A 17599-nucleotide genomic window follows, 5' to 3' on the forward strand; every position below is an offset into this window, starting at 1 on the left:
TACGAAGAACAGAGAATTAAATAAAAAAAGGATATCGTAATTTACGATATCCTGAAGGTGTTCATAACGCCCGACTTAATTTTCTCAATGTTCGTTTAAGAGACTTTGAAGTAATGTACGGAAGCTTGCAGCTCATCTGCCATTTGAGACAACTTGCTGATCGCACCCGCGATTTCTTGCATAGTTGCGCTTTGTTCTTGAATCGCGGCGCCGACTTCTTCGTAGCCAGCCGATTGTTCTTCGGTGATTCCGGAGATCTTTTGCATCGAATCGGTAATCAAATCAAACGAGCGATCTGTTTTATCCAGCGACGCTTTCAATTGATCGATCTGAATCGAGAACGAAGAGACTCCGTTGAAAATAATATTGAAGTTATCGGACATTTTGCTGATCCATTCTTGCCCTTGTTCTACAGCTAGATTGCCTTGCTCAATACTTGTAAGTACAGAACGGCTATCCAGTTGCGTGCTATGAATCAATTCAGTAATCGAATTGGCTGCATTAGACGATTGTTCAGCAAGCTTTTTGACTTCGTCTGCAACGACAGCAAAACCTCTGCCGTGCTCGCCGACGTGCGCAGCTTCGATCGAAGCATTCAACGCAAGCAAATTGGTTTGCGAGGCGATATGTGTAATAACCGTAATAAACTCGCTGATTTCATTCGAACGAGCATCGAGCTGCGCAGCAGCGCTTTGCGACGATCTCATTTCTTCTTGAATAACATTCATTTGATCTAACGTTTGTTTGACGAGTGCTTGACCGTCTTTCGAATATGAACTTACTTGATGAACGGTATTTTGCATATCGCTAACTTCGTTATTCACTTTGGACAATTCATCATTTGTTTCTACGATCGAAGAAGTACTGTCATTAATCGAAACGACTACTTCAGACACGCCTTCATTGACACTATTCATCGACAGCGCAACTTGTTGGGAACTTGCGCCAATTTCATTCGACGATTGGTGAATATGACCCGCTGTAGTCGAGAATACTTTCGAAGAAGTTGAAATTTGATGAATCAAAGTCTCCAAATTGCCGCGCATCGAGTTGAAGGAGTTTGCGAGTTGCCCCAATTCGTCTTCGCGATTCAATACAAATTCTTCGGTCAAATCGCCTTCGGCTACTTTTTGCGTAGCACGAACGAGCTTATTGATCGGTTTAGTCATGCTGCGACTCATAAAGATTGCGGCAGCAACACCGATTAGGATAACGATTCCGACGATGATCACTGTAAACCAGAAAATAAAGGTCTGCGTAGCTGGAATTACACTCGCATCAATATCGATTCCGGCGATACCGTACGAATTGCCGCTGCTATCTTCCAGTGGAAGGAAGATCGATTTGTGAATCCCGTATTCGTCGCTGTAAATAGAGCTGTATGTCACTTTTTTCGTTTCCATCGCGCTTCTCATTTCGTCTGAGAAAGCATAGTCGGTGCCGAAATCTTCATCCACCCCGGTCAAAATAGTCAGTTGTTCTTTACCTGATTTGTTATTCAGGATATACACATTTTCTAACGTATCCGATACCAAAATATTTTCGAGTTTAGCTTTGATTTTGACATAGGTTTCATTGGTTGTACCATCGATTTCCGAAGGGCTTTCCGGGATCGAATCCAAATACGTTTGAACCGATTGGATACTGCTGCCCAGTCTCAAGTCAAATTGCTTTTCCAATTCGCCGGTTAATCGATTACTGATCTGCGATTCCGTGATCGAGAACGCTGCGCAGGTGAACAGGATCAAAGCAATGATCGAAGAGATCATTTTTGCGGAAATACGATTTTTGTACCAACTTAATGCGGACTTTTTAACAGGGGTTGATGAATGTTTTAACACGTCTTAGCCTCCAATAGGTTGCAAAGTATCTGCATGCGAATGAAATAACGGTTCAATATTTTGTTTCAGGTAGCTCACGATTTCTTTCACATGCTCAACTTGGGTGTAGGGTGAAATCACGAACAGTTTTGCGGCATAAAGGGAAATCTGATTACCCTCCATAGTTGGAACGACAAGATGCTTTTTGGTGTCGCCGAAGAACATAATATCACGTTGCTTGCCTAGCACATCGAACAATTCTTCGTTCAAACGGTTGGTTTCTTCAATCTCGGCAAGATAGCATTGACCGGACAATTCTTTTTGGAAATCGTTTCGACGATCCGGATAAATCCGGAACAAAGTCATGATGGCTGGGTTCTCATCGTTAACAATCACCGCTTCAGGAATTTCCAGGCGCAATTCTTCTCGGAAAGCCAGATTCACTTCGACAAATTGAGCAAGAAGACGTTGATAGCCTTTGACGCCAAATGCGAGTAGGGCGCTGTAAATGCTGATCGAACTTGCCATCCGCGAACATTCCAATGTGTAACCGGTATGATAATCTCCGTAACCCCGGTGTCCGACATAAGGCGTTTCTTCTTCGGCAAGATCGATAAGTTTCAGGTCCAACGCATTTTTCACAAGGAACAGGCTGGTCGAGTACGGCGTTTGACCCAACTTTTGAAAATCGAAGCAAAGCGTGTCAGCGAGCGATAAATATTGCATCCGACTCTGAATTTGTTGCAGCGCGTGTAAGACCTGCGGTAAAAAATTCAACTCGTTTGCGTCGAAATCATATTCACGGAAAAAGGCAAAAAATCCGCCTAATGCAGAATCCGCATGAATATGCGGACGTTGAAGTCCGTGAGCATAAGAAACTTCGATTGCGGTCTGACGAATAAGCTGCACATCATCGATTCCCATCGCATCCGTCGTACCGGTCGTAGCCACAACATAGATTGGAATACCACCTTCGGCAATCACTTGCTCCATTTTTTGACGAAGATCTTCCGTATCCATAGAACTATCGGCATTTGTACGGATTCTGATTAGGTTATCGCTACCCAAACCTGTTGCTTCCATCGATTTGAACAAGCTGTAATGAGCCGATTCGGAGCAAAACGCATATAGATTACGAGGAACGCCTTTACGCGGAGCATCCGGTACGAACTTCGCGATTGCCAATCTGAGACCGGTGAAGATCGCGCCTTGCCCCCCCCAAGTCGTGTAACCGCCGCTTTGCAAAGGATCGTAACCAACAAGCTTCGACATCATGCTGATGACTCTGACTTCGGCTTCTGCTCCCGCAGGGCCGTATACGTCCCAAAGATTGTTGCCGTTGACGAGAAAAGCAGTAATCATACCCAAAATTCCCGGAGTGCTTGCCATCGGCAAAATGTTAGTCAGAAAATATTTAGAATGATAAGGGTGGTTGTGCAGCAGTTTTAGCAAGTGCGTGTTGACTTCTTCTTGAGCTGTACTTTCATTTGGGATTGCGCTATCTGCAATTAGATCGCTATAAAATGACGGAGAACGATCTTTTTCACCAAGCAGATTAACTCCGTTTGGATTTTTAAGTTCATCTACACCAACGATAAGTTGTTCGATCAAGGACATAAATTGTTGACGTTCTTCGGAATTGCCGTCTTCGCTAGGGAAAAATGCTTGCATCGAGTTTGAGTGATAAGTAGACATAGTTAGGTTCCTCCCTAATTTTAAATAAAAATAAACAACGTGAAAAAAGCGAACATGGGCATAAATACCCATAGCTCGCCAATTGTCCAATGCAACTGGCTGACTTATCCGATAGGATGTAGTCCCTATAGCTTTGCGTCCTTATTTTTCAATAAGTTTGCCGAAGTATATAATTTTCAGGCATAAGTTCGCTTCATTCGAGTAAAGAAATCCCAGCAATGTAGCCAATAAGGATTATAGTACAATGATTTGAAAGTAGCAATGAAAATTTACACATGGTGTCAATCTTATATAAACAAGTCCTACGTTTTTGAAAACAATTATACCTTTAGAACCAAAAATAATATACGTAAAAAGACCTAAAAGAAAAAAGGGCAACAAAAAAACGGCATCTCTGCCGTTTTTTTAAAATGGATTCTCAGGGGCTCGAACCCTGGACCTGTCGATTAAGAGTCGAATGCTCTACCAACTGAGCTAAGAATCCAAATTTATTAATGAAACTTAGGAGCTGAAACTTTCTTTTCGAAAGATCAGTACAGAAAAATATATCATGTTTTTGAAAGCAATACAAGCAAAAATAAAATATTTTTTTAAATAGTCTATCTACGTAGTCGAATCAAAGTCGCCAACTGTCTTTTATCAAAACTTCATCAGCGTTTCAGTTTGTTTTCAGGTTTGCCGGTTAAGATGTACTTAATCCCCTCTAATCATAGAGTTTGACCCCGACGAAGCCACCTCGTCGGGGTCCTTTTTTTGTTCTATTTTTAAAATTACGAATTTTAAGGAAATCTTTAAGTTAGAATAAGTTTGTTTTCAGCTTACGTCGTTAAATTATCCATAACCTTTTTGTTTGGAGTGAAACTTAACCCCCGGTGCATGATGCACCGGGGGTCTTTTTTTGTCTATACTCCAAAAGAACATTATTGAACGGTAGGCGGCATTGCCGGCGGCTCTTTGTCTGACTTTTTGGATAGATTAGCCTTATCGCCCGGTTCAAGAGGGACTTCCAAAATATCCAGCAAGAAGATAAAGATCGGAACCCCGACGATCAATCCCCATGCCCCTAAGAAATGCTCGCCTAACAGCAAGATCAAGAACGTGAAGAAGATTGGAAGATGCGTTTTGTTCGACATGAATTTTGGATTGAGAATATACGCTTCAAAAGCATGAAGTACAACGATCATGATCAAGATATACAAGATCGTTTGGAATCCGCCAATATTAAATGCGATCGCACACAGTGGAATGAGCGAAACTACGACACCCATCACTGGAACCAAGCCCAGCAAGAAAATCATAAGCCATAGTGCAAATAGGTTCGGGAACCCGAGCGCCCATAATACAATGACAGACATCAATGAGTTTGTTAACGAAATCATAAATTGAACTTCAAGCACTTTGCCGAACGACGTCACGAATTTGCGGCCGAAGTATTCCAACTCTGTGAAGAAGTAAGCCGCTTTGCTATAACGGAATTTGGACATCAGCGACGATACTTTGTCTTTTTCCAAGTTAAAGAACAAGCTGAGAACAAACGCGATGAACACATTCAGACTCAATTTCCCGATATCCGTAATCGTATGCACGATAAAGTCCAAACTTCCTTCCACATAGCTAGCGATGTCGAACTCTTTAGCTGAATTCATGATATAGCGGGTGAAAGGATTATCTGGAACTTCCAAATTGGAGAAGTTGTTGTAGAACGAAATGACTTGATTGATTAATTGCTGAATTTCATAAATGAATACAGGGAGATAACGGTAAATCCCGAATCCAAGAGCAAATACCAGTAACGCGTAAGTTAAGACCAGCACAAGTTTGCTATTCAACTTGATTCGATCGGTTCCTTTGCGGATAAAACGGTGCAGCCGATTCATCAAATACGTCAAAATAAACGTGATGAGTAGCATGCTGAGCATACTGCGGAGTGAAATAAGTAAAACGATCGCCAAAATCAGCGCTAAAGATCTACGTATTCCTGGCATGTAAAAAAATTCTTTAAGAGCCTTCATGTAATCGCAATTCTCTCCTTCGGGATCAGACTTTCGGCTTCGACAAAAATGGTGAAACAGAAAATTTGCATATAGTGACAGATAGCCGATTGCAGCAATCTTTATATATAATAGTTTAGAGTCTGAACCGCAACAAAAGCAAGCACATAAGTCAACAATACCATCTAAAATATACATAAAAAAAGATAGAGGAGCGTCGATATGGCAGAACATAACCGACCTTGCGTAGGCTGTAGCGAAGAATTTGCAGTGAATGACAAACAAATGCAGCGCTTGCTTCAATCTGCCGCGTTTGCTTCGGAGCTGCGGGTATCTGAACAAGAGTATGAGCAGCGGATTGAAGTGTGCAACGCTTGCCCCAAGTTTCAAGGCGGAACCACATGTATGCTGTGCGGCTGCTTAATTCCGGTCATTGCTCATTTAAAAAGCAAAAACTGCCCATATCCCGGCGGAAGCCGGTGGGCAGCAATAGAAGTTAAATGATATGTAATCTAAGGTTGTCGAACTTTCTCATTATAACGCGTTAAGTTAGTCGCCAAGTCTTGCATAGATTCTCCTGTTTTTTGCAGACGCTCAATCACATCGGTGAAATTCGAGACGAGGTCGGCTTGTTCTTGAGAAGAAGAAACGATTTGGGAGATTTCATTTTCCATAACACGGATCGAATCTTGTACGTCTTTGAGAGCTGTCTCGATATCGCTGGTCGCTGTTTTGGAGTGAACGGCTAGTTTACGGACTTCTGCCGCAACAACGCCAAATCCTGCACCTAATTCGCCTACACGAGCGGCTTCGATCGCTGCGTTCAAGCCAAGCATATTCGTCTGATCGGAGATTTCTTTGATGAGGGTAGCGACATTCGTGATTTTGCCGGAGTTTTGTACGGCAGTTTTGGTATTTTGTAAAATTTGTTCACTCGTTGCTTGAAGTTCTTCGGCGTGAGCGGCAATATGCTGCACCATATCGACTAGATTTTCAGCAATTAAACGATTGTCCGTAGCTAGAGTTTGCAATTTTTCTTGGTTTGTCTGATCGTAACTGATTGTCAAAACAGCAGCTACTTCTCCATTTTCGATCAGCGGAATTGTCAGCGAATCAAGTGGATAACCAAACGGGAACATCTCGGCAGAATATTTATCGAGCCGTGGCTCTAAGCTACCTTTTAGAGCTGCGAAATTTTCAAAGCCTGGATATAACTTGTCGCCCGTCGTGTAGCCAAGATCAAAATCGCCTTGTTGGGCATAATAAAGCATATGGGTTTTGTCATAAATAATGACGGCTGTATTCTCACGCATCATTTGTCCAAGGTAAGGAGCTACGGCAAGCATAGAATCGACGATACTCATAATATTCACATTTCCTTCCTGTTTGAAAAATTGATTAGGGAAAATATCAAGTCTTAAGTACTGACAGAATATAAGGCGTAAATGTAATAAATTCAATAAAAAAATCGAATATTGGTGTAAATACAGGGATAAAGAACTATGGTTTTTTATTGAAAAACGTTTTCGGAATTAATAATTGTTAAAATTAGGATGTAAAAAAGCCTCTGTCTAAAGACAAGGCTTTTTTTGCGTACAGGAAATCTTTGATATTAAGAAGCAGAACGTGTTTTTGTAGACGGAACTTCGACTTCAGACGGTGAAGATTTGCGAATCGGCGAAATCAACCAATAGGCGCTAGCGACGAATACGGCGCCACCTACAATATTGCCGAGTGTCACGGGAATCATATTGTGTACCCAACCTGCAAGCGTAATGGTTGCCGGATGACCGGGTAACAGAAGGGCAGTACTCAGTAGCGTCATATTCGCGATACTATGCTCATATCCGCTCGCGATAAAAGCAAACAAACACCACCAAATGAGCATGATTTTTGCGATATCGTTGGTTGTACGACTTGCCATCCAAATTGCTAAACAAACGAGCCAGTTACACAAAATTCCTCGGAAAAACAGTTCGGTAACAGGAAGACTCATTTTTTTCGCGGCAGCGGCAAAGATCAGATGCTCGGATGGAATACTTTTGAATAATCCGGTACCCAAGATCAACAAGCTTAAAATCAATGCACCGGCAAGGTTGCCGAAAAAGACAAGCGTCCAGTTTTTGCTAAGATCTGCGATCGAAGTGTGGCGTGCCAAGGTGGAAGCTGTGAAAAACATCGTGTTGCCGGTAAAAAGTTCCGAACCCGCGAAAATCACAAGGGTGAGCGCGATCCCAAACGAAGCCCCCATCACAAGGGATTGGATCGGCGATTGAATAGCAGCCAAAGGAGCGCCCAATGAAAAGATCAAAATGATGCCGAGACCGACATAAGCGCCAGCAAGTAATGCACTTATGGCATAACGCATAGGATGTTGGTTCATAAAATCTCTTTTTTTCACAGCAGATTCTACCATCGAACGGACACTTTCAGTAAACATTAGGGTTGACCTCCCGGATCGGTAGTGTTTAGGAACACAATGACTTCATCATTGATAATTTCGGTGCGAAATACACGGACTTGTCCGTGATCTGGCGATTGTACCCACCCGCTTTTGAGATCAATTTTCCAATCGTACAGAGGATCGTAAATATAATGCCCAGACACTATAGCTTCCGCCAAAGGGCCGCCTTTAGGATGAGGGTTTTTGTTCTCAACAGCATAGATCTCGTTTTCGGAGGTACGAAAAAGAGCAATTTCTAGTTCGCCGAGTTTGAACACACGACCGATCCGGCTTGGGAATTGATCTACATAATCCAAAACAACGCTTTTTTCGGCAGTCGAAGATAAATTCATAATCAAGCTCCTTTCGTTATTACAAAATAGGATTTGCGATTTTAGAGGTATTGAACAGTTGTTTTTGAAGCTTATCATCGTTCAGCACTTGTTTCCATGGGTCTTGAGTGAAAGTCAGCGCATACTCAATACGTTCGATCAAAATACGGCGATAGTCGGTATCATTCACTGTTTTCTCTACAATATCGGCAAGACCGATCCGCTCTACCCACTCCGATGTGCGCTCCAAGTAGTTGCCCGTTTCCCGGTAATACTGCATCACAGCCGCGACAGTATCTGTCAGTTCCTGATCGGTTTTGACTTTGCAAAGCGAATCTGCCAAACGGGCTTTGATCCCGCCGTTCCCGCCGACAAAAATTTCCCAACCGCCGTCGTTGCCGACGATTCCGATATCTTTGGTGCACGATTCGGCGCAGTTACGCGGACAACCGTTGACGGCAAGTTTGAATTTCGCCGGGAAATCCAACCGTTCGAATTTGCGTTCCAGCATCGCGCCGACTGCCATCGAATCTTGCGTGCCGAAGCGGCAATATTGCGAACCGACGCAAGTTTTGACCGTGCGAAGCGATTTGGCATACGCATAACCCGAAGGCATGTCCAGCTCTGCCCATACGCTAGGCAAATCTTCTTTTTGAACGCCGATTAAGTCCAGACGTTGCCCGCCTGTAACTTTGACGGCTTTGACGTTGTATTTGACAGATACGTCGGCGATTTTTTTCAAATCTTCAGGAGTCGTTACGCCGCCGTACATTCGAGGGACGACCGTATACGTTCCGTCTTTTTGAATATTAGCGTTCATTCGTTCGTTGACGAAGCGTGATTCTTTCTCGTCGATATGCTCACCCGGATAGATGATTCCTAGATAATAATTAACGGCAGGGCGGCATTTCGAACATCCTTCGGGATGATGCCAATCCAGTACGTGCATGACTTCTTTTGTAGTACGAAGCCCTTTTTCGCGAATACCGTCTACGATCTGAGTTCGGTTCAAAGGCGTACAACTACAGATGCCTGTTTTATGTTCTTTTTTGAATGAATCTCCTAATACGAAACTTAAAATCTGTTCGACAACCGGCTTGCAGCCTCCGCATGAACCTGTCGCTCCGGTGCAAGCTTTGATCTCGTCAACCGTCGTCAATCCTTGGTCTTGAATCACGTCTACGATCGCTTTTTTGGTAACGCCTTTGCAGCCGCATACGATCTCGTCATCTGCCATTTTTTCGATAGCCGCTGTTTTGGACTTCCCATTTCCGTCTGCGTTAATTCCCATCAGATCGTTATAAATCTCGTCGGTCATTTCGGTATGCTCACGTACGTACTTTTGCAAAGAAGCCGACTCGGTCACGTCTCCAAACAATACTGCACCGACAATTTTGCCTTGATTCAGCAAGATTTTTTTGTAGGTGCGTTTCCATTCGTCTTTGCCAGATATAACCGTGTGGGTCGGCTGTTCGATAAATTCGCCAGCCGAAAAGACGTCAACGCCCGAAATTTTCAATTTGGTTGAAGTGATTGAGCCTGAATAGCCTGTGTTTTCGATTCCGCAAATCTGTTTTGCCAAAATATTGCCTTGTTCAAATAAGGGAGCTACAAGACCATAGCAGACCCCGCGATGTTCCGCGCATTCACCGACTGCGTATACATCCGGTGCCGAAGTTCGCATCCAGTCGTCGACCAAAATGCCTCGGTTCGTCTCAATTCCGCTACTTTGCGCGATTTGTTTATTCGGAGAAATCCCTACTGCCATCACGACAAAATCTGTATCCAATTCTTCACCGTCGGTAAAGACCAATTTGCGTACTCGATGATCGCCTTGCATACAAGCCGTTGATTTGCCCATCGCAAATTTGATGCCTTGACGCTCTAATTCCGTTTTGAGCATGGCGGAAGCTTGAGAATCCAGTTGTCGTTCCATTAAATCATTCATAAGGTGCACGACGGTAACATCCATGCCCAGACCGACTAGGCCTTTTGCCGCTTCAAGACCGAGTAGCCCGCCGCCGATCACCGCTGCTGTTTTGTATTGTTTGGCAGTTTGCAGCATTTCGTCGCAGTCCGCAATATCGCGGAAACCGATTACGCCTTCGCGTTCACTACCGGGAATCGGCAGCATCAGCGAATTCGAGCCTGTCGCGATGATCAATTTATCGTAAGCTGTAGTAATCCCGCTATAGGTAATGATTTTTTTATTCTGAGTATCGATTGAAGTGACCGTTTCCCCCGTATAAAGATGGATGCCGTGTTGTTCATACCAACTCCAATCATTTAGCACAATATCTTCTAACGTCTTGCTGCCTTCGAGAACGTAAGAGAGCATAATGCGATTGTAATTAGGATAAGGTTCGCTCCCGAATACGGTAATTTCGAATTGATCGGAGAGCTTCAATATTTGTTCCAGTGTATTTATTCCTGCCATGCCGTTACCGATCACGACTAATTTGGGTTTGAGTTCTGTCATTGTGGAATCGCTCCTTATATTGTGATCGTATTCACAAGTGTGGGTATCGAAAATAGCAAAGCTTTATTTAGGTAGCTATTTCAAATTTAATTTACTTCCCATCTTGATTATAAAAAAAACCGTCTTCAATAAATGTGACTTTTATCATACTGAGGCGCAAAAATTTAATTATATAGAAGATGAATAGAAGATCATTTGTAATGGGCAAATCGACGGCTAGATTGGTTTAGGATTTTTTAAATGGTTACACATATCAAGACAGGAGCGGCTGCCGTTGTTGTCCAAGATTTCGAATTTGTCGAAGGAGCTGTAGACTATGGATTCTAATTTCTTTTCAAAACCGCCTGAGCGTAAGCAAGATCTAGACGATTTGATTCGTGTACGCGGAGCGAATGAAAATAATCTAAAAAATGTAGATCTGGATTTTCCGCGCGATTCGTTAGTGGTATTTACGGGAGTGTCCGGTTCAGGGAAATCTTCGCTGGCTTTCGGCACTCTATATGCAGAAGCGCAGCGACGTTACATGGAATCGGTAGCACCTTATGCACGAAGATTGATTCAACAAGCGGGAACGCCTCAAGTCGAAAGCATTGAAGGATTACCTCCGGCAGTCGGGCTTCAGCAGCAGCGCAGCGTACCGCAAGAACGTTCGACGGTCGGAAGTTTGACTGCGGTATCGAACGTACTACGGATGTTATACGCGCGCGCTGGCGATTATCCAAAAGATCAACCAGTGTTATACGCGGAAGACTTTTCACCGAATACGCCGCAAGGAGCTTGCCCGGAATGCCAAGGGCTTGGACGAATCTACGAACCGACCGAAGCTTCGATGGTTCCCGATCCAAATTTAAGTATTCGGGAACGTGCGATTGCGGCATGGCCCGGAGGTTGGCATGGACAAAATTTGCGTCTGATGCTGATCACGCTAGGATACGATGTCGATACGCCGTGGAAAGACCTTCCGCAAAAAGATCGAGATTGGATTTTGTTTACGGAAGAAAAGTTGTCGGTTCCTGTCTATCCCGATATGAACTACGACGAAATCCAAGAAGCAATCCGCGCCAAACGCAAACCCGATTATATGGGCAATTATTCGAGCGCGCGCGACCAACTGATGACGATGTATCGCGCTGCTGAAAATCGAAATCGGCGCCTGAAGCTGGAACGTTACTTTGTAGTCAATGCTTGCCCGGTGTGTCACGGCAAACGACTCAAGCAAGAAGCATTGTCGGTTCATTATGCAGGTTTGGACATTGCGGAGCTTTTTCAACTGCCAATCACAGAATTATATGAAACGTTGCAACAAAGCATAAATGTAGACAGTAAGAAAAAACGTCAAAAACCGCACGGAAACGACTCGGACGATCTTCGGGAAAACGAAAAGCGGATGATCGCCAAACGTCTGGTCGAAGATATATCCAGCCGCCTAGACCGATTGATTGCGATTGGAGTAGGGCATCTGTCGTTAGATCGTTCAGCTCCGACTTTGTCTTCCGGCGAATTGCAGCGTCTTCGTCTGGCGACGCAATTGATTTCGAAATTATTCGGTGTCGCTTACGTGCTCGATGAACCGTCTGCCGGGCTACACCCTGCCGATAACGAAGCGTTATTGGAAGCACTGATTGCCCTTCGAGACGCGGGCAACTCGGTATTGGTAGTCGAGCATAATTTGGATGTCATTAAGCATGCGGAGTGGCTAATCGATATCGGTCCCGAAGCCGGCGAACGAGGCGGAAACGTCTTATATAGCGGAGAGCCTGAAGGACTAGAGTCGGTCAAATCTTCAATTACTAGAGAGTATGTATTTGCGAAGTCGCCGACCGTTCTAAGAGAAACCAAGCAGCCTGAGAAGTGGTTGAAGATTCGTAAGTTATCCTATAATAATCTTGAAAATTTGGATGTCGATATTCCAATCGGTTGCATAACTGCCGTAACCGGCGTATCGGGTTCCGGGAAATCGAGTCTGGTATCTACAGCGCTACCGATGTTGTTATCTTCGCAATTAGGCAGCGTGCAGACGGAAGTCGAGCCAGAAGAAGAAAAAGAAGATTACAATATTCCGCAAGTGTCCGGCGAAGTATCCGATCATATGGATTCTTTGCGTCGTATGGTCAAAATCGATCAAAAGCCAATCGGACGTACGCCAAGATCGAATCTTGCGACTTATACCGGATTGTTCGATCCGATCCGAAAACTTTTCGCCAGTATGCCGCTTGCGCAACAACGAAAGTATAAAGCTGGACGATTTTCCTTCAACGTCGCCGCAGGGCGGTGTTCGGTCTGCGAAGGGCAAGGTTCGGTTCAGATCGAATTGATGTTTTTGTCGAGTCTGTATGTTCCTTGCCCGGCTTGCAAAGGAGCGCGGTACAATCAAGAAACGTTGGAAGTGAAATGGAATGACCTAAGTATTGCTGACGTACTGGATTTGACCGTAGAAGAAGCGAGCGAGACTTTTGCGGATCAACCTTCGATTGGACGAACCTTATCGGTTTTATTAGATTTGGGTCTCGGTTATTTGAAGCTCGGACAACCGGCGACTGAATTATCTGGCGGCGAATCGCAGCGGATCAAATTAGCGACAGAACTTCAGCGTACACAGCGCGGTCATACGCTGTATCTGCTTGATGAACCGACAAATGGATTACATCCTGTCGATCAAGATCGGCTTTTCCGTCATCTGGACGAATTGTCGCGTGCCGGGCATACGGTTGTGATGGTAGAACACAATATGCGGATCGCTGCGCAAGCGGATTGGATCATTGATTTGGGACCGGGAGCGGCATCTCAAGGTGGACGTATTCTTGCAGCAGGCACACCTACACAAGTTTCTTCTATAAAAGAAAGTCTAACCGCGCCTTATCTAAAATCGCATTTGATTAATACCAAGCAAAATAAATAAGGATGACAAGCAAGTGATACAAGTTAGCTTCTTCGGGGTAATAGAATAAGGTGAAGATGAAGAAACACCCGACCAGGTCGGTAGTTAGTCTATTTTTTACGACTATTGATTTGTCCAATTCCAAGGAGGTTGAGTAATCATGAGTAAAGCACTTGAAGCTGAAAAAAGAAGCGGTTTTAAACGTTCTGATATGAGAGTTTTGCGTGAAAGTGGCCGCGTTCCTGCCGTAGTCTACGGCAAAAAAGAAAACGGTCTTCCTGTTCACGTTGATGCTAAAGATCTGTTGCGTCACGTCCAAAGAGGCGGAGCGGATATCTTCTCGCTGAAAATCGAAGGCGGCGGCACATCGCAAGTGATGATCAAAGACGTTCAACGTATTAATGGACGTATTGTTCATGCCGATTTCTTGCAAATCGACAAAAACACAAGCGTTCGTGCAACAATCGCAATCGATTACCAAGGCGAAGCGAAAGGTACGAAAGAAGGCGGGATCTTCCAAATCCAAGCGACAGAGCTGGATATCGAAGCCTTGCCAGACGATCTGCCAAGCACACTGGAAATCGACATTTCCAACTTGGAAATCGGCGATAAGCTGATCGCTTCGGATATCAAATTGTCCGATAAAGTGAAATTGCTTTCTTCGGAAGAAGAAGTGATTGCTTCCGTAGTCGTTCCACAAGTACTGGAAGAGCCAGAAGCAGAAGCTTCCGAAGAAGCAGAAGTGGCTCCAGAGCTTGTAGGCGAAGAAGAAGAAAAATCCGAGTGATCCTCGCGATTACGAATAAATGAATAAATATGAAAGCCGCTTTCCTTCGGGAAAGCGGCTTTTTTATTTTTTTCGATAAAAGATGCTCGTAACTATACAAATGTTCATTTTTCACAGGTGGGATCTTTTTACTTTTATATCAAAAATACGTTTCGCTTTAGATGATAAATGGTAAAAAAATACTAGGAACCGTTTAGAGTCTTTTCCATAAAGAAGCTAAATTGGATCTGAATCAAGATCATTTTCCGTTTGGAAAGGAGGTGAATTTGTGAAAAAACGAATGATTGCGATTGCTGTAGCTGCTTCATGTGTATTTGCTTTTCAACCCCAAGACGCCCAAGCCAAATATACCCCCGCACTTCTGGATAATGTGCTTAAAGGAGCGGTTGATGTCGTCGATCAGACAGTCGGCGGCGTATCCGATTCAGTTCAACAGACCGTAAATGGCACAACTAACGTGCTAGAGCATACCGTAAGCGGAACCTTAAATCAGACGCAGCAAGCGGTGACCGACACTTTGGACGCAACGGGAAAAGCAGCCGGAGGATTACTCGAACCGGTAACCACGCCGACCGCGAACTCTGTGAATGAAGTCGTTAATACCGTAGACCAAGTTGTGAAAGACACAAATGTAGTCGTCAAAGAGACTGTAGATATTCCAGTACGTACAGTTCCTCAAGTAACAGGTGCATTAAATGGCAAGGCTGCCGATCCTGTAGGCACATTGCTTGAAGAAACGGGGCAGACCGTGAAAGCGGTCGAACAAACGGTTAAAAACTCAACAAAAAGTGTAGGCACAGTCGTAGAAAGTGTCGGCGGAGTCACGCAAGGAACAGGGCAAGTGGTGGATGGCGTTGTTGAAACCGTCAAAGAAACGGTGAAAGAAACGGCAAAGCCAATTATAAAACCGGATATTCCAACGCCAAGCGTACCTACTTTGCCGCCAATCACTCCGATTAAGCCAACACCAAGTGTACCGGGCGAAGGTAACGGGAATCAGCCGGATATTGTGAAACCGCAACCAACACCGACAAGCGATTTGGCAATCAAATCGCCGATCCTTTCGGAATCGTTGCCAAGCAATGCTATGACGCCAGTCACGTCAAACAGCGTGCCAGGTCAAGTTGTCGAACAGGGTAACGAAGATCCGATTGTATTCGGCGAAGTGCTGAATCCAAGTCTACCGGAGAACGTTTTGTCTGATACCAAGGAATTGGAGCAAGAATCCAATCCATTAGTCACTCCGGCTGGATATGATTCGGTAGAGGCGGCAGAGTTCAATGAAGAAGCTGAGAACGCATCACTAGAGTCTGAGGCGATTGATAACGTATTCCTGTTAAATGAAGAAACAGGTACAGTTTCGACGGATGAACGTACGGTTCAAGAAAATTCGAATGTACGTGCAGTCCAAGAGACTGCGGTAACAATCGATCGGCTGAACACTGAAGATGCAGCACCGCTCGCGCCTAAGGAAGGTCGCCAACCGCAAATTCCGGTCATGCCGGGAGTGTTGAGCGAAAATGTACCGACGCGAGGAACTTCAGGAACAATGCAAAGCGGTTCCGGTTCGGCAGGTTCACAACCTCCGATCGCGCAACTGTATGCCGGATTTATGCCTATGGTAACGGATTCGTTTTATCGTTTGAAAGTGTCTTCCGATACGGAAGGCAGTCAATGGATTAATGCTCCACCGTTCTCACCACCGAAGCAAGCTCCCTTTTTGACGTAAAAATCAAAAAAATTAAAGGGAGCGATCACTCATGAAAAAGACGGTAAAAGCACTTACAACGACAGGATTTGCGGCGTTCGCCTTATTGTTGGCTCAAGGATCGGTATCGGCTGAGGAAGTTCAAACAACAAGTACTCACATCCCTCAAGCAGAAAGCCGCTCATTGCTCAATCTCAATACTGACGGATTGCTTGGCGATACGGTACATGTAGGCGTATTGGAAAGCCAATCGACCACTACCGGAGGAAATGGATCGGCTTCGGCTGCATCCAGTTCGGTGGTGAACGTAAATCTTGACGGAGTGCTGGGTGATAACGTTGAAGTTAATGTACTGGAAAGTGAAAAGAACCATTCGACTACAGGTACGGGAACATCGACAAACACAAGCGGCAATCAATCGAGTTCGCTGCTTGATGTGAACCTTGACGATGTTGTAGGCGAAAGCGTACAAGTTGGCGTATTGGAAAGCGAGAAGTCTCATTCGACTTCCGGTACAACAACTGGAACACCAGCGAACACAAGCAGCAATCAATCGAGTTCGTTGGTAAACGCAACTCTCGACGATGTTGTAGGCGAAAGCGTACAAGTTGGCGTATTGGAAAACGAAAAGTCTCATTCGTCTTCCGGTACAACAACTGGAACGCCAACAAACACAAGCAGTAATCAATCGAGTTCGTTGCTTGATGTGAACCTCGACGATGTTGTAGGCGAAAGCGTACAAGTTGGCGTATTGGAAAGTGAGAAGTCTCACTCGACTTCCGGTACAACAACTGGAACGCCAACAAACACAAGCAATAATCAATCGAGTTCGCTTGTAAACGCAACTCTCGACGATGTTGTAGGCGAAAGCGTACAAGTTGGTGTATTAGAAAGCGAGAAGTCTCATTCGACTTCCGTTACAACAACTGGAACACCAGCGAACACAAGCAATAATCAATCGAGCTCGTTGGTCGATGTGAACCTTGACGACGTGTTGGGAGAAAACATCCAAGTTGGGGTATTGGAAAGCGAAAAGTCGAACTCAACTTCCGGTACAACAACAGGAACACCAACGAACAGTAATAGCAACCAATCGAGTTCCCTCGTTGGTCTGAATCTTGATGGAGTGTTAGGGAATAACGTTGGATTGACTGTGTTAGGCAACAACAATTCGACCAATCAAAATGGAACGTCTAACAATTCTTCGTTGCTTGATCTGAATCTTGACGGTATCTTGCCAGGCGTCCAAGTATCTGTATTGGAAAGCTCCACGTTTACTCCTGCTACTCCGGGAACAGGCGGTAACGACGGAGGAACAACGCCGACTACGCCAAACCCGGGAACAGGCGGTAACGACGGAGGAACAACGCCGACTACGCCGAACCCAGGAACAGGCGGTAACGACGGAGGAACAACGCCGACTACGCCAAACCCGGGAACAGGCGGTAACGACGGAGGAACAACGC

The 17599-nt window shown here is 44.7% G+C and carries 12 protein-coding genes, 1 tRNA gene and 1 riboswitch; of the genes, 5 read left to right on the forward strand and 8 right to left on the reverse strand.

The window, feature by feature from the left end:
* Positions 1 to 95 precede the first annotated feature (95 nt).
* The 4 genes from NOM90_RS19310 to NOM90_RS08855 form a co-directional block, all read right to left on the reverse strand.
* Complete coding sequence (locus tag NOM90_RS19310; RefSeq protein WP_255941399.1) at positions 96 to 1841, reverse strand: methyl-accepting chemotaxis protein; 1746 nt, start codon at positions 1839 to 1841, stop codon at positions 96 to 98.
* A gap of 3 nt (positions 1842 to 1844) precedes the next feature.
* Positions 1845 to 3515 (reverse strand): pyridoxal phosphate-dependent decarboxylase family protein, encoded by a 1671-nt coding sequence (locus NOM90_RS08845; RefSeq protein ID WP_255941400.1) that lies wholly within the window; start codon positions 3513 to 3515, stop codon positions 1845 to 1847.
* Between the two features lie 87 nt (positions 3516 to 3602).
* A riboswitch (cyclic di-GMP riboswitch) is annotated at positions 3603 to 3687 on the reverse strand.
* A gap of 239 nt (positions 3688 to 3926) precedes the next feature.
* Positions 3927 to 3999 (reverse strand) — tRNA-Lys (locus tag NOM90_RS08850).
* A gap of 436 nt (positions 4000 to 4435) precedes the next feature.
* Positions 4436 to 5527: an AI-2E family transporter gene (locus NOM90_RS08855; protein ID WP_255941401.1), complete on the reverse strand. Its 1092-nt coding sequence runs from the start codon at positions 5525 to 5527 to the stop codon at positions 4436 to 4438.
* A gap of 201 nt (positions 5528 to 5728) precedes the next feature.
* Here NOM90_RS08855 and NOM90_RS08860 point away from each other — a divergent pair, with 201 nt between their 5' ends.
* On the forward strand, positions 5729 to 6010 hold the full coding sequence (locus NOM90_RS08860; RefSeq protein WP_255941402.1) for a DUF6171 family protein: 282 nt from the start codon (positions 5729 to 5731) through the stop codon (positions 6008 to 6010).
* Between the two features lie 8 nt (positions 6011 to 6018).
* On the opposite strand, the gene NOM90_RS08865 is transcribed toward NOM90_RS08860, so the two are convergent.
* The 4 genes from NOM90_RS08865 to nirB form a co-directional block, all read right to left on the reverse strand.
* Positions 6019 to 6870: a methyl-accepting chemotaxis protein gene (locus tag NOM90_RS08865; RefSeq protein ID WP_255941403.1), complete on the reverse strand. Its 852-nt coding sequence runs from the start codon at positions 6868 to 6870 to the stop codon at positions 6019 to 6021.
* Between the two features lie 248 nt (positions 6871 to 7118).
* On the reverse strand, positions 7119 to 7946 hold the full coding sequence (locus NOM90_RS08870) for a formate/nitrite transporter family protein (RefSeq protein ID WP_255941404.1): 828 nt from the start codon (positions 7944 to 7946) through the stop codon (positions 7119 to 7121).
* Positions 7946 to 8302 carry a nitrite reductase (NAD(P)H) small subunit gene (locus tag NOM90_RS08875; RefSeq protein WP_255941406.1) on the reverse strand — a complete coding sequence of 119 codons (357 nt, stop codon included), beginning with the start codon at positions 8300 to 8302 and terminating at the stop codon, positions 7946 to 7948. The genes NOM90_RS08870 and NOM90_RS08875 overlap by 1 nt, the downstream gene beginning before the upstream one ends.
* A gap of 19 nt (positions 8303 to 8321) precedes the next feature.
* Positions 8322 to 10760, reverse strand: a complete 2439-nt coding sequence (gene nirB / locus NOM90_RS08880; RefSeq protein ID WP_255941408.1) for a nitrite reductase large subunit NirB — start codon at positions 10758 to 10760, stop codon at positions 8322 to 8324.
* Positions 10761 to 11076: 316 nt separating this feature from the next.
* Between nirB and NOM90_RS08885 the strand changes: the two genes are divergently transcribed.
* The 4 genes from NOM90_RS08885 to NOM90_RS08900 form a co-directional block, all read left to right on the forward strand.
* Positions 11077 to 13659: an excinuclease ABC subunit UvrA gene (locus NOM90_RS08885; RefSeq protein ID WP_255941410.1), complete on the forward strand. Its 2583-nt coding sequence runs from the start codon at positions 11077 to 11079 to the stop codon at positions 13657 to 13659.
* Between the two features lie 139 nt (positions 13660 to 13798).
* Positions 13799 to 14425 (forward strand): 50S ribosomal protein L25, encoded by a 627-nt coding sequence (locus tag NOM90_RS08890; RefSeq protein WP_255941412.1) that lies wholly within the window; start codon positions 13799 to 13801, stop codon positions 14423 to 14425.
* 268 nt (positions 14426 to 14693) lie between these two features.
* Positions 14694 to 16154: a methyl-accepting chemotaxis protein gene (locus NOM90_RS08895; protein WP_255941414.1), complete on the forward strand. Its 1461-nt coding sequence runs from the start codon at positions 14694 to 14696 to the stop codon at positions 16152 to 16154.
* 31 nt (positions 16155 to 16185) lie between these two features.
* Positions 16186 to 17599: hypothetical protein (locus NOM90_RS08900; protein ID WP_370866584.1), on the forward strand; the 1414-nt coding region annotated here is incomplete at its 3' end.

The sequence above is a fragment of the Saccharibacillus sp. JS10 genome (assembly GCF_024436065.1).
In the GTDB taxonomy this organism is placed as follows: domain Bacteria; phylum Bacillota; class Bacilli; order Paenibacillales; family Paenibacillaceae; genus Saccharibacillus.

Excerpts from the sequence above, each read along its gene's own strand:
- NOM90_RS08865 (WP_255941403.1), bottom strand. The coding sequence starts at position 6,870 with ATGAGTATCGTCGATTCTATGCTTGCCGTAGCTCCTTACCTTGGACAA.
- NOM90_RS08860 (WP_255941402.1), top strand. The coding sequence starts at position 5,729 with ATGGCAGAACATAACCGACCTTGCGTAGGCTGTAGCGAAGAATTTGCA.
- NOM90_RS08870 (WP_255941404.1), bottom strand. The coding sequence starts at position 7,946 with ATGTTTACTGAAAGTGTCCGTTCGATGGTAGAATCTGCTGTGAAAAAA.
- NOM90_RS08855 (WP_255941401.1), bottom strand. The coding sequence starts at position 5,527 with ATGAAGGCTCTTAAAGAATTTTTTTACATGCCAGGAATACGTAGATCT.
- NOM90_RS08845 (WP_255941400.1), bottom strand. The coding sequence starts at position 3,515 with ATGTCTACTTATCACTCAAACTCGATGCAAGCATTTTTCCCTAGCGAA.
- NOM90_RS08885 (WP_255941410.1), top strand. The coding sequence starts at position 11,077 with ATGGATTCTAATTTCTTTTCAAAACCGCCTGAGCGTAAGCAAGATCTA.
- nirB (WP_255941408.1), bottom strand. The coding sequence starts at position 10,760 with ATGACAGAACTCAAACCCAAATTAGTCGTGATCGGTAACGGCATGGCA.
- NOM90_RS08890 (WP_255941412.1), top strand. The coding sequence starts at position 13,799 with ATGAGTAAAGCACTTGAAGCTGAAAAAAGAAGCGGTTTTAAACGTTCT.
- NOM90_RS08875 (WP_255941406.1), bottom strand. The coding sequence starts at position 8,302 with ATGAATTTATCTTCGACTGCCGAAAAAAGCGTTGTTTTGGATTATGTA.